Genomic DNA, 12,654 nt, shown 5'->3' with positions numbered 1-12,654 from the left:
GCCGGGCCCCAGACCCCCGTGGAACCGCCGGCGTCCCAGCCGCCCACGCCCCAGGTCATGGTGCGGCGGGACGGGAACGACGTCTACTTCGCGATCCGCCTGGCGGAGCCGGGCGGCGGGGCCCCGCCGCCCGGGGGGGCCGGGTCCCCCGGCGCCGGACCGGCGGGGGAGAGGCCGCAGGTCACCCTGACGGCCCTGGACCGGGTCTGGGTGCGGGTGCGGGATGCCGGTGGCCAGGTGGTCTTCGAGCAGCTGATGCAGGCCGGGCAGCGCCACGCGGTGCCGCTGGGTGAGGGCCTGGTCATCCGGGTGGGGTATCCCCGGGGGCTGGCGCTGCACCTGGGCGACACGGAGCTGGACGTTCCCGACGAGCAGTCGCCGCTGAACCTGCACCTGGAGCCGGCCCCGTAAGAGCACCTGGCGGGGCAGGCCAACCACGGGCGGGTGCCCGCGGGGCGGTGGAACCACCGCCCCGGGCCAGGACGACGGGCGCGGGCGGGCGGCGACCGGTCTAGCCGGCTGCGGCTTGCCATACCCATGGGGCGGGAGCAACCCCCTGGGGAGGCAGGCACCGTGAGGCACGCCGGTGTTTCGTCGCCGCCCGGCTCGGACATCCCGGGCCCGATCCCTTCCGCACCTGTGGAGGCGGCCGGTGGGGCGCGCCGGCCGGCGATCCGGACCCCGCAGGGGCTGCGCCGCCGCCGGCCCGCGGCCGGGCTCCGGCGGCCGGATGCCGGCCGGCCGGTGGTGCTGTGGCGGGGGCTGCGGGCGCTTCGGGTCCTCCTTACCCTGCTTACCCTGCTGCTGGTGGGAACCGTGTCCGCGCTGCCCGCGCCGGCGCGGGCCTCCGACCTGTGGCCGGGCCGGCCGGCCGTGGCTCCCGTGGAGCCCGAGCCGGCCCTGGGTGCCGTGGCTCCCGTGGAGCCCGAACCGGCCCTGGGCACCGTGGCGGGCGGGCCCGGGACGGCGATCGGGCCCGCCACCGTGCCGGCCGCGGGCGGGAGCGGGAGCCGGTCCCCCCGGCGGGCGGCGGTCGCGGACGCGCTGCAGGGGTCGCCCTCCCCGGTGCCGGAGGGCGTGGCACCCCTGTGGCGCGGCGTGGTGGCGCCACCGCCGTCCATCGACGCGGCGGCTGCCGTGCTGATGGATCAAGCCAGCGGCCAGGTCCTCTTCGCCCGCAACCCCCACCAGCGCCGGGCACCGGCCAGCACCACCAAGATCCTCACCGCCATCGTGGCCCTGGAGTTCGGCAACCTGGACGACGTGGTCACGGTCAGCGAGCACGCCGCCGCCACTGAAGGGTCGACCATGGACCTTGTGGCCGGCGAGCGGTACAGCCTGCGGGAACTCCTGTGGGGCTTGATGCTGGAGTCCGGTAACGACGCCGCGGTGGCCATTGCGGAGCACATCGCGGGCAGCGAGGCGGCCTTCGCCCGCCTGATGAACGAGACGGCCCTGCGCCTGGGCCTGCGGGACACCCACTTCACGAACCCCCACGGCCTTCACGACCCGGCCCACTTCACCTCCGCCTACGACCTGGCCGTGATGACGCGCTACGCCCTGGCCAACGACTACTTCGCCCGCCTGGTCTGCCAGCCCGAGAAGGTCCTCTGCCGCGGCGACGGTGACTGGGTCCGCATCCTCTCGTCGACCAACCGGCTGCTCTGGTATCACGAGTGGATCCGCGGGGTGAAGACCGGGACGACCGGCGCGGCCGGACCGTGCCTGGTCAGCTCGGGAGAGCTTGAGGGGCGCCGCCTGATCGCCGTCGTGCTGGATTCGGGGGATCGCTGGGCGGACAGCCGGGCCCTGCTTGAGTGGGGTTTTGACCAGTTCGCACCGGCCCAGGGCGGCCGCGCCGGCGACGGGGTGGGGCAGGTGGCCGTGGCGCGCGGGCGCCAGCCGGCGGTGGAAGCCCGCCTGGCGGGCGATCTGACGGCCCTGGTGCCGCCGGGCCTTGTGCCCCGGGTCCGGCGGGTCCTTGAGCTGGCCCGGCAGGTGGAAGCGCCCGTGGCGGCCGGGCAACGCCTGGGCACCGCGTCCCTGGTGCTCGACGGGTGGCCCCTGGCCCGTACCGCGGTGGTGGCGGCGGCCGGCGTGGATCCTGCACCGTGGTGGCGCCGCTGGTGGCCCTGGTAAGGCGGCGCCCGGGCCTGGAACGGAACCGCGGCCCGGGGCCGGAACGGAACCACGGTACGAGGGGGGACGCGGGGTGTTCATCACCCTGGGCCGTTCAGGCCGCACGTGGCTCCTTTTCCTCGCGGGTCTGGCGACGGTCCTGGGACTGGCGCGGCTTACCCTGCCCTGGGAACGGCCACCCCTTGACGGCATGGACGCGGGTCCGGGCCGGCCCGTGGCGGCACCCGCCGGCGGGGAGAGGGCGGCCGTCACCCGGGGTCCGGAGGAGGGACGGCAGGTGGCCCTCACCTTCGACGTGCTGGAGGGCGAGAGGGTGGTCCTGCAGGTGCTGGACACCCTGGCCTGGCGGCGCACCCCGGCGACCTTCTTCGTCACCGGGCTGTGGGCGCAGGGGCATCCCGACCTGGTGCGGCAGATGGTGGCGGCGGGTCACGAGGTGGCGCTGCGCGAGCCGCTCCGGCCCGGGGCGGCTCTGGAGGGCGGGCCGCCCGGTCCCGGCCCCGGCCGGAGGAGCGGCCGCCCGGGAGCGGGCGGCGCCGATCCGGGGCTGCAGGAAGAAGCGGCCCGGCTGGCCCGGCTCGCCGGGCAGCCCGTCCGCTACGTGCGACCGGCCCAGGTGGGGCTGCTGGAACCGGCCGGTGCCCCCGGCCCGGCCGGCGGGCCCGCCGGCCGGGCCCCGCAGGGGGTGCGGCCGGTGCTCTGGAGTCTTGACCTGCAGGACTGGATGAACCCCGGCACCGACTACATCGCCTACCGGGCCGGGCAGGCCCGCCCCGGCGACATCCTGCTGCTTCAGGCCAGCGACTTTGCCCGCCAGACGCCACGGGCGCTGCCCCGGGTCCTGGACCAGCTGGCCCAGCGGGGCCTCCGGCCGGTGACCCTGAGCACACTGCTGGGGAAGGCCGGCCCGGCGGCGCCCTGAAAACCGGCCACAAGCGGGCCGCTCAGAGGGCCCGCGCCTGGTCCTGACCGCCGCCGGCCAGCTGCTGCCGCAGCCGCTCCAGCCGGTGACCCAGGGGGCCCGCGGGCAGGCCGGGGCGGGACGAGCCGGCTTGTCCCCGCCACAAGCGTTGCCGCCGTTGCCAGAGCCGCTCCGCCTGGGCCAGGTACCGGGCCGCCTGGGGGAGGTCCCGCAACCGCAGCCAGAGCTCCGCCAGGTCGACCCAGGGGTCCAGCGGAGCCAGCGGGTGTTGCGGGTCGCAGAGGGCGGCCAGCAGGGCCGCGGCCTCGGCCAGGCGGCGCTGGCGCCGGTAGAGGGGTACCAGCCGCCGCGCGACGGCCGTCACGGCCGCCCGGCCGGGGGCCAGGGCCAGGGCACGTTCGTACCAGGTCGTGGCCGTGGACGCATCGATCCGCTCCCACTCCCGGCCTCCGGCCAGGGCCTCGTCCCACCGCTCCAGCGTGGCGGCTCCCACCGCGAGCCAGGCGCCGATCCAGGCGGCTAGACCCACCAGGGACAGCAGGTCCAGCCGGTTGTGCTGGAGGACGGGGGTGAGCAGGTCCACGGGGCCGCCGCCCCGCAAGAACTGGCCGTACCGCCCCGGAATCTCGGCCCCCGGGATGTCGCCCGTGCGGAGGAAGCCCAGCAGGCGGTGCTCCAGGGCCCGCAGGTTGACCCGGGATCCCGGGCCGGCCCACAGGCGGCGAGCGGGGTAGAGCAGGTCGAAGTGGGCCTTGAGGGGCGGAGCCGGGCGGCGGTGCCATTGCCACCGGGTCTCCAGCATGGGCCAGTCGAAACCCCGGCCGTTGAAGGTGACCAGCCAGGGCCGTTCCTCCACCCGGCGGGCCAGGGCAGCCAGCCATGCCGCTTCCGTCTCCGGCTCCAGGTCAGGGACCAGGTACTGCTCGAGGTAGAGAGCGTAACCGGCCGCGGCCGGGGTGCCGCCGGCGGGCACCGGGTCTGGGCGGCGGGGGGCCGCGGCGGCTGCCCCGGCCCGTCCTTCGGTGCCGGCCCGGTACGCCGCCGGCGAAGGTTCGCCGCCGTCCGCGGCGGCCGGGGCCGGACCAAACCAGGCCAGCCCGGCCAGGAAGGGCCTGTGGCCGGCGGCCACGGCAAGGCCCGTGGTCTCCAGGTCCAGGAACAGCAGCTGGCCGGGACCGGGAGGGGCGGCCTGGCGCCGCCCGGCGGGGCCCGCCACGGCGGCCAGCACCTCCAGGGACCGGCCAAGGTCCGCAAACCATGCCGCGGGATGACCGTGGCCGTGGCGGTGGTGGGCCGGGTACACCACCTGCCAGCGCCAGACCGTACCGTGCCCGCCCTCAATGGCCTGCAGGCCGGCCGCTTCGGGAGCGGGGCCGCCGGATCCAGGCGGAGGATCCGGCGCCTCCCGCCAGCTTGTCCTGCCGCCGTCCAGGTCCCTGGTGCGGCCGCCGGCCGGCGCCGCCGGACGGCCACCGGCGCCGGGATCGGCTGGCCCACTCCCGGCGGGGCGGCCGGCTTGCTGCGGGTCGCCCGTGCCGCCGGTCCCGGCCGGGCCGGCGGCACCGCCCCCTTCGGCAGCCCGCCGCCCGCCGGCCGCGCCGCCTGCCGGCCCTTCCTCCGCGTCCGCTCCCTCTCCCGCGTCCGCGGGCGCAGCCTGGGGCTGGGCCTTCAGCACCAGCCGGCCCGCGGCCCGCAGGGCCCGCAACTGCTCCAGCCGGCTCACGGCCGCACCGCCTCCCCGGCCAGGCGGGCCAGCAGCCGGCGGGCCGCGGCTTTGGCGCCCGGCCCGCTCTCGGTCTCCGGCCCCACGCAGGCGGGGCAGCCTCCCTGGCAGGGGCAGGCGTCCACGGCCTCCAGGGCCGCTTGCCAGAGCAGGGGCAGGATGTCATACGCCTTGTCGGCCAGGCCGACCCCGCCGGGATAGCTGTCGTAGAGGAACAGGGTGGGCCGGCCGGTGAAGGGCGAGCGCAGCTGGGCCACGGTGCCCAGGTCGCGCCGGTCGCAGAGCAGGTAAAGGGGCGCCAGGTGACCCAGCAGGTGGGCGATGCCCTGCAGGCCGGCCTGCAGGGCGGCCGGATCCAGGCCGGCCGGTTCGTCCTCCAGGGCCAGCCAGCAGGCGGTGGTGTGCATCTCCAGCTCCGGCAGGTGGATCCGGCCCCAGCCCACGTTCTCGTGGGTGAAGAGCTTGATCTTCTTGAACAGGGTGGCCCGGGCGATGACGGCCACCTCCCCCCGGGCGGCGGTCCCGCCGGGAGCCGGGCGGCTGGCGAAGGTGTCCAGCACCTTGAGGTCGACGGCCAGGTGGGCATCGGTGTAGTAGTCGACCTGGACGGGCCGGACGTAGGCCTTGTTTTCGGCGAAGTCCAGGCGCTCCACCTGGTACTGCTGCCCCTCGTGGATGTAGATGGCCTGCTCGTGGACCAGCAGCGGCGCCGAGAAGCGGTCGACCTCCCCGATGACCCGGGCTCCCCGGCTGGTGTCGATGATCACCACGTTTTCCTCCGCCGCCGAGCGCAGGCTGATCTCGTGGGCGGGGAAGGTGTCGCTGATCCAGTGCCAGCGGTCGCCCGCCCGGTGGACCAGGCCCTGCTCTTCCAGGAAGGTCAGGACGTCGTCCACGGGCTGGTCGCCGAAGCGTTCGCCCGCCCGGAAGGGCAGCTCGAAGGCCGCGCACTGGATGTGGCTGACCAGGATGTAGAGGTTGTCGGGATGGATGAACGCCGCCTCCACGGGCCGGTCCAGCAAAAAGCGCGGGTGGCGGGCGATGTACTGGTCCAGGGGGCTGGAGGAGGCCACCAGCACCGCCACCGCCCCGCCGTGCCGCCGGCCGGCGCGCCCCGCCTGCTGCCAGAAGCTGGCCACGCTGCCGGGGTAGCCCGCCAGGACCGCCGCCTGCAGGGACCCGATGTCGATACCCAGCTCCAGGGCGCTGGTGGCCACCACCCCCAGCACCTCCCCCGAGCGCAGCCCCCGCTCGATCTCCCGCCGCTGGTTGGGCAGATAGCCGCCGCGGTAGCCCCGCACCCGGTGGCCCTGCTCGCCCATGGCCCGGCGCAGGTAGGTGAGCAGCACCTCCACCGACAGCCGGCTGCGGGTGAAGACGATGGTGGCGATGCCGTTCTTCAGAAACCGCTCGGCCCAGCGGCGCGCCTCCTGCAGCACGCTGCGCCGGATGCCCAGCTGGGCGTTGACCACCGGCGGGTTGTACACGATCACGTGCCGCTCCCCGCGGGGGGCGCCGCTTTCGCCGATCACCCGCACGGGCCGCCCCAAGAGCCGGGTGGCGTGGTCGCCGGGGTTCCCGATGGTGGCCGAGCAGGCGATGATCCGCGGCCGGGATCCGTAGAAGGCGCAGACGCGGAAGAGCCGGCGCAGGACGTTGGCCACGTGGCTGCCGAACACGCCGCGGTAATGGTGGAGCTCGTCCACCACCACGTACTCCAGGTTCTCAAAGAGGTTGACCCAGCGTGTATGGTAAGGAAGGATGCCCGCGTGCAGCATGTCCGGGTTGGTGATCACCACCTGCCCCGCAGCCCGGATGGCGCGCCGCGCCGCTTCGGGCGTGTCGCCGTCGTAGGTGTAGGCCTTGAGGTCGAGGCCCAGCTGGTCGATGGCCTCCTGCAGGGCCGCATACTGGTCCTGGGCCAGGGCCTTGGTGGGGAACAGGAACAGCGCCCGGGCCGACGGCCGTTCCAGCATGCGCTGGAGCACGGGCAGGGTGTAGCACAGGGTCTTGCCGGAGGCGGTGGGCGTCACCACGACCACGTCCTCGCCGGCCAGGCTGGCGGCGACGGCTTCTGCCTGGTGGCTGTAGAGCTGCGCGATCCCACGCCGGTCCAGCCAGTCCACCAGCCGCGGGTCCAGGGCCTCCGGCGGCGGTACGAAGCGGCCCGGGCAGGCCGGTTCCACCTCCCAGGCCTGGATCCCCGCGACCCAGGCGGGGTCGGTGCGCAGCTGGTCCAGCACCTGGCTCAGGTTCAAGGGCACGGAGGCCACCTCCAGCGAATATCCGTTCGCTGCCGGGAGCGCCTTCCCTGCCGCCGTGGCGCCCAGGGCACCCCGCAGCCGGCCCCCGGGGCCGGTCACGGCCGGCGGGCAGGCTTCCCCCCGCCCCCGGCGAAGAAGGGGAAGGCGGCCCCCCAAGACCGGCGGGGGCGACCAATGTTGACGAGGGGAAGGGACCGGCCGGTGCAGATTCAGCCCCTGGAACAGCTGGAATGGGTATATCCCGATTTCTTCGTTCATTATCAGCGGGATTTCGAGCGGGTTCGTCCCTTCTTTCACTACAACCCCCAGGACGAGTCGGCCTTCGCCCGCCGGGCCCAGGTCCTGGAGCGGCTTCCCCACCGGCCGCCTCGGGAGGCGGTGGCCCAGGCGCTGGCGGCCTACAACGCGGCCCTGGATGCGGAAGAACCGGCCCTCGAGGCCGCCCGCCGGCTGGCCGATCCGCGGGCCCTGGTGGTGGTGGGGGGCCAGCAGCCGGGCCTGGCCACGGGGCCGCTTTACACGGTGTACAAGGCGCTGGGCATCATCCGGTGGGCGCAACGGCTGGCCGGCGCCCTCAACCGGCCGGTGGTCCCCGTGTTCTGGCTGGCCACCGAGGACCACGACCTGGCCGAGTGCAACCAGCTCCACCTGCTGGACGACCGCGGCCGGCTTCACCGGCTGGCGCTGCCCTTTCCGGCCGCCCGCGCCGGCGGCCAGCCGCCGGTAGGCACCCTGCCGCTGGTGCCGGCCGCCCGCGCCCTGATCGCGGAGATGGCACGCCTGGCGGGCGTTCCCGCGGGCCACCCGGTGGTCGAAGTGCTGGAAGACGCGCGCCAGCGCTCGCAGAACCTGGGCCAGTGGGTGGGCCGCCTGCTGGCGCGCCTGTTCTCCCGGGACGGGCTGGTGATCCTGGATCCTATGGATTCGGTCCTGCGGCGCCTGAGCCGGCCCCTGTTCCAGCGCGCGGTGGTGCGGCGGGAGGCGATCCACCGGGAGCTGGCGGCGGCAGCCCAGCGGCTCCAGCGGCGGGGCTACCGGCCCGGTCTGGACGTGGATCCCGCCCATACCAACCTGTTCTACTTCGATGGGCGGCGCCGGGCCGCCCTGCTCTGGCAGGACGGCCGCTTCGCCGACCGGCACGGCCGGCTGGCCTTCAGCCCGGCGGACCTGGCGCGGGAACTGGAGCGCCGGCCCGAGGCCTTCAGCCCCAACGTGGTGCTGCGTCCCCTGGTGCAGGACTGGCTCCTGCCGGTGGTGGGCTTCGTGGTCGGACCCGGCGAGGCGCTCTACCTGGCCCAGCTGGGCGATGTCTACCCCCTGTTCGGCCTGGAGATGCCGGTGGTGCTGCCCCGGCCCGGCTTCACGCTGGTCGAACCGGCGGCGGTGGAACGGCTGGGACGGTACCGGGCCACCGTGGGCGAGGTGCTGGCCGATCCGGCGGGCCTGCGCCGGCGGGTGCTGCAGGAGCTGGATCCGGTGGGCATCGACGACCGGTTCGCCTCCCTCAGGCAACAATTCAAGGACCTCTACGCCGCCCTGCTGGACGATCTGGAGCGGGTGCGGCCCGAGCTGCGCTCCCTGGGCCAAGACAACCTGGGCCGGATCCTGATGCAGGTCGACTACCTGCACCGCAAGACCTGGCAACATCACCGGCGGCGCCAGCGGGAGGCGGGCCGCGACCTGGACTGGCTGGAGGGCAGCCTGCGCCCTGCCGGCCAGCCCCAGGAGAGGGTGCACAACGTCTTCCCCTATCTGATGCGCTACGGCGAGCGCTGGCTGCGATCCCTCCTGCGGGCGCCCTGGCCGGGAGGGCACCAGCTGGTGTTCCTCGATCCCCCCGGGGACGAACCCGGCATCCTGCCGGCGATCGCCGCGCCAGCCCACGCTCCGGGCCTGCCGCCGGAACGGGCAACGGGCGCAGGCCGTCACGCCGGCCCGCCGGACGCAGGCGGCGGCGACGCCTCCGGCGCGGGTGGCAGCGGCGCCTCCGGCGCCGGTCGTACCGCCAGCCCGGTGCCAGCCGCCCCCGGGCATGGGTGGCGGAAGGCAGCCCTGCCGCCGGCCGGGAGCCGGGTGCAGCGCCGGCACCGGGACCGGCAGGGGGCTCCGGGCGGTGACAGGGCGCGGGGCGGCGGTGCCGGGCCCGGGCGGCACGCCCACCTGGCCGGCCACGGCGGCGGATCCGCCCGCCTTCCGCTCGGTGACCCGGGAGGCCGAGGTGGAGCTGGAGATCCGGCGCTCCCGGTTCATCGCCCGGGTGGCCCCGGTGGCGGGCCGGGAAGGGGCCGAGGCCTGGCTGGAAGAGGTTCGGGCCCGTCACCCCCGGGCAACCCACAACGTGCCCGCGTTCATCGCGGGGTTCCGGGGCGAGTGGCGGTGGTGCAGCGACGCCGGTGAGCCTTCCGGCACCGCCGGCCGTCCCGTGCTGGATGTCCTGGAGCGGGCGGGCCTGGTCCAGGTGGCCGTGCTCGTCACCCGCTACTTCGGCGGGGTGAAGCTGGGGGCTGCAGGGCTGGTGCGGGCCTATGCCGGTGCCTGCGCCGCCGCCGTCCAGGCGGCCGGGCCCGTCACCTACCGGCGGGGCCGGCGCGGGCGGTTGGAATTGCCTTATGCGGCCTACGGCCCGGTCCGGGCCTGGCTGGAGGAACAGGCCATCGCCATCCTCGACGAGTCCTTCGGCACCGGCGTCTCCCTGGACTTGTGGGTGCCGGAGGATCTGGAGGCCCAGGTTCCCGCCCAGGCGCGGGAACGGTCTGCCGGACAGGCCTCCTGGCAGCCCGGGCCGTGGGAGTACCGTGCGGTCGAACCCGCGTAGGGCGGCCCCGCGGGGGGCAGGGTGTTGCCGGTCCGGGACCGCCGCAGGTGCCCCTAGGGGGAGGTCGCCTACCGTCCCCGCCGGGCGTCCGCTGCGGCACCCGCCGGGCACGGGCCCGAGCACCCCCGCGACACCCGCCGCCCCAGGCATGCCCTCTGCCGATGTCGGACCCAGGAGCCCGCACCCGATGCCCCCGACGCCACGCAGCCCGTCGCCCTGCATGGCGGCAGGGTGGCAGGCGGTCCCGGTGATGCCGGAGTTTGTGCCGGCCGCCGCGGCGCCGGCCACCGGGCCAGGCGCCCCACAGGTGGTATAATGGAACCTGCCTGTTGACGGTTTGTTGACCTCTCTTCGTGCCTTTTACGCTGCTTGACCGCGATCCAGCGCCGCTTCTCGTACCCGGTGCGGCGGCCTTCGCCGCTTCTGAATCGATGCACCCCGGTGGGAACGGGGTGTTCCCCGGTTCGTTGATCACGGCATCGCCCGGAGCGGCTGCTGGGGCGACGATGGGGTTGAAGCGCATGTTTGGACGACCGCTGGAAATCCGCTGGGTGGCCCTGACCGCGGCCATCACCCTGGGGGTCCTCCTGCTGGCCAGCCTGTTCTACCAGGAACAGGCCAAGGCAGCGCCCCTGGAGCGGGATCTGGCCGGCGTGCCCGGGGTGGCGGCGGTGGCGGTGGAACGGGATGCCGGCCGCTGGCACGTGCGGGTCCAGCTGGGCAGCGTGGACCTTTTCCCCGCCACCTACCGGGAACTGCGGGAGCGGGCTGACCGGCGCCTGGGTCCCGGCCAGTACGACTTGGAGCTGGCCGACCGCCGGACGCCCGAGCTGGAGCAGGCGTTCTACGAGGTGAGCTACTACGTAGAGGAAGGGCGCAGCCGGGGCGACTATGCCGAAGCCGCCCGCCAGGTGGAAGCCGCCGGCCGGCGCCTGGGCCTCGACCGCGCGCGGCTGTACGTCGACGCCGAGTTCCTCTACCTGGAGCTGGCTCGCGGCGACGGTGTCCTGTATTCCGTCATGCCCCTGCGGCCGGAGCAGGAGGTGACGGCCCGGTGAAGGAGCGCTGGCTGGAGATCGCCGTGGGCGTGGGGGCCGGGGTGCTGGCCTTCTTCCTCCTGCGGCTGCCCCTGGCCCAGTGGCTGCCCCTGCTGGTGCTGGCGGGCGTGCTGCTCTTCGTGTTCCGGTCGGGCCTGCTGCCGGCAACGGGGCGCGGGCCGGCGGCGCGGGCCGTCGAGTCCACGGGCGTCACCTTCGACGACATCGGCGGGCAGGCGGCGGCCAAGCAGGAGCTGAAGGAGGCCCTGGAGTTCCTGCGCCGGCCCAAGGAGGCGCAGCGCTTCGGCATCCGGCCCATCAAGGGCATCCTGCTGGCGGGGCCGCCGGGCACCGGCAAGACCCTGCTGGCCAAGGCGGCGGCCACCTACACCGACTCGGCCTTCCTGGCCACCTCGGGTTCGGCCTTCGTCGAGGTGTACGCGGGGGTCGGCGCCCAGCGGGTGCGGGAGGTCTTCGCGGAGGTGCGGCGGCTGGCGCGGCGCCAGGGCAAGCAGAGCGCCATCCTGTTCATCGACGAGATCGAGGTGCTGGCGGGCAAGCGGGGCCGGCACACCTCGCACCTGGAGTACGACCAGACCCTGAACCAGCTGCTGGTGGAGCTGGACGGCATCGGATCCGATGACGACGTGCAGGTGCTGGTCATGGCGGCGACCAACCGGGTCGACCTGATGGACGATGCCCTCTTGCGGCCCGGCCGGTTCGACCGCATCGTGCGGGTCGAGCTGCCCGACCGGGAGGCGCGGGAGCAGGTGCTGCGCATCCACATGCGCGGCAAGCCCCTGGCCGCGGACGTCGACCTGGGCCAGGTGGCCCAGGAGACCTTCGGCTTCTCCGGCGCCCACCTGGAGAGCGTGTGCAACGAGGCCGCCATCCTGGCCATGCGGGCGGGAGCGCCGGCCATCACCATGGAGCACCTGCGCGAGGCCATCGAAAAGGTGATGATGGGCGAGCGCCTGGACCGGCGGCCCGGGGAGGAGGAGCGGCGGCGGATCGCCGTGCACGAGTGCGGCCACGCCCTGGTGGCCGAGCTCTTGCGCCCCGGTTCGGTGGCCAGCGTGACCATCGCCTCGCGGGGGCAGGCGCTGGGCTACGTGCGCCAGCGCCCGGACGAGGACCGGTTCCTCCAGACCCAGGACCAGATGGAGGACACCATCTGCATCGCCCTGGCCGGTTCGCAAGCCGAGAGGCTGCTTTTGGGCCGGCCCAGCACCGGCGCCGCCGCCGACTTCCAGCAGGCGGTGGAACTGGCCCGGCGCATGGTGGAAGACGGCATGACACCCCTGGGGGTGGTGGCCCGGGACGTGTTGCCGCCCGCGGCGCTGCACCGGGCGGTGAGCCGGGTGCTGCGGCGCCAGGAACTGCGGGCCCGGGCGCTTTTGGGCGAGTTCAGCGACGGGCTGCGCGCGGCGGCCGAGGTCCTGCTCGAGCGCGAGCGGCTGACCTCGGCCGAGTTCCGGCGGCTGGTGGGCCTGCCGCCCCTGCCGGGCGGCGCCGCGGGCCGCACCGCGGAGGAAGCCGCCGGTGGCGGCCCGGGCCCGCGGGACGGCGGACCGGCGGGTGGCGGCCCGCGGCCGGAGGGGCCCGGCGGGCCGCAGGACGGCAGTTCCGGCCGGGACGAACCCGGCCCCCGGGGCCGGCGCGGCGCGCCGCAGGACACGGCCGGCGATTGATGGGACGGCCCCAAGGGCAGAGCGCCGCGGGGGCGGGCCGGTCGCCGGGATGGGCAGGGGGCG

At 75.1% G+C, this 12,654-nt stretch carries 8 protein-coding genes and 1 pseudogene; 7 read left to right on the top strand and 2 right to left on the bottom strand.

Annotated elements, in window-relative coordinates; genetic code table 11:
- The 3 genes from THESUDRAFT_RS11170 to THESUDRAFT_RS11160 all read left to right on the top strand — a co-directional run.
- Positions 1-411, top strand: a 411-nt coding sequence (locus THESUDRAFT_RS11170) for a DUF4115 domain-containing protein (RefSeq protein WP_006904899.1), incomplete at its 5' end; no start/stop codon positions are given.
- Positions 412-573: 162 nt separating this feature from the next.
- Complete coding sequence (locus THESUDRAFT_RS11165; protein WP_006904898.1) at positions 574-2,139, top strand: D-alanyl-D-alanine carboxypeptidase family protein; 1,566 nt, start codon at positions 574-576, stop codon at positions 2,137-2,139.
- A gap of 73 nt (positions 2,140-2,212) precedes the next feature.
- On the top strand, positions 2,213-3,061 hold the full coding sequence (locus tag THESUDRAFT_RS11160) for a polysaccharide deacetylase family protein (RefSeq protein ID WP_006904897.1): 849 nt from the start codon (positions 2,213-2,215) through the stop codon (positions 3,059-3,061).
- Between the two features lie 22 nt (positions 3,062-3,083).
- Here THESUDRAFT_RS11160 and THESUDRAFT_RS11155 read toward each other — a convergent pair whose 3' ends face one another.
- Positions 3,084-4,784, bottom strand: coding sequence for a ribonuclease H-like domain-containing protein (locus tag THESUDRAFT_RS11155; protein WP_006904896.1), 1,701 nt, complete (start codon positions 4,782-4,784; stop codon positions 3,084-3,086).
- Positions 4,781-7,048: a DEAD/DEAH box helicase gene (locus THESUDRAFT_RS11150; RefSeq protein WP_006904895.1), complete on the bottom strand. Its 2,268-nt coding sequence runs from the start codon at positions 7,046-7,048 to the stop codon at positions 4,781-4,783. The genes THESUDRAFT_RS11155 and THESUDRAFT_RS11150 overlap by 4 nt, the downstream gene beginning before the upstream one ends.
- 201 nt (positions 7,049-7,249) lie before the next feature.
- Here THESUDRAFT_RS11150 and bshC point away from each other — a divergent pair, with 201 nt between their 5' ends.
- The 4 genes and pseudogenes from bshC (at position 7,250) to THESUDRAFT_RS11130 (ending at position 12,591) form a co-directional block, all read left to right on the top strand.
- Positions 7,250-9,445 carry a bacillithiol biosynthesis cysteine-adding enzyme BshC gene (gene bshC / locus THESUDRAFT_RS11145; RefSeq protein ID WP_423219092.1) on the top strand — a complete coding sequence of 732 codons (2,196 nt, stop codon included), beginning with the start codon at positions 7,250-7,252 and terminating at the stop codon, positions 9,443-9,445.
- Positions 9,342-9,863, top strand: a pseudogene (locus tag THESUDRAFT_RS13110) (IMPACT family protein); the annotation flags it as partial. The gene bshC and the pseudogene THESUDRAFT_RS13110, both read left to right, overlap by 104 nt.
- Before the next feature lie 521 nt (positions 9,864-10,384).
- Positions 10,385-10,921 (top strand): hypothetical protein, encoded by a 537-nt coding sequence (locus tag THESUDRAFT_RS11135; RefSeq protein ID WP_242823406.1) that lies wholly within the window; start codon positions 10,385-10,387, stop codon positions 10,919-10,921.
- Positions 10,918-12,591 carry an AAA family ATPase gene (locus THESUDRAFT_RS11130; protein WP_006904891.1) on the top strand — a complete coding sequence of 558 codons (1,674 nt, stop codon included), beginning with the start codon at positions 10,918-10,920 and terminating at the stop codon, positions 12,589-12,591. Before THESUDRAFT_RS11135 ends, THESUDRAFT_RS11130 begins: the two co-directional genes overlap by 4 nt.
- Positions 12,592-12,654: the final 63 nt, after the last annotated feature.

Origin of the sequence: Thermaerobacter subterraneus DSM 13965, from assembly GCF_000183545.2 — a bacterium.
Lineage (GTDB): Bacteria > Bacillota > Sulfobacillia > Thermaerobacterales > Thermaerobacteraceae > Thermaerobacter > Thermaerobacter subterraneus.
The sequence above is the reverse complement of the archived record's forward strand: the minus strand, read 5'-3'. Positions and strand labels throughout refer to the sequence as shown.

Bases quoted from the DNA above. Each gene is read 5' to 3' on its own strand.
- THESUDRAFT_RS11135 (WP_242823406.1), top strand. From the start codon at position 10,385: ATGTTTGGACGACCGCTGGAAATCCGCTGGGTGGCCCTGACCGCGGCC.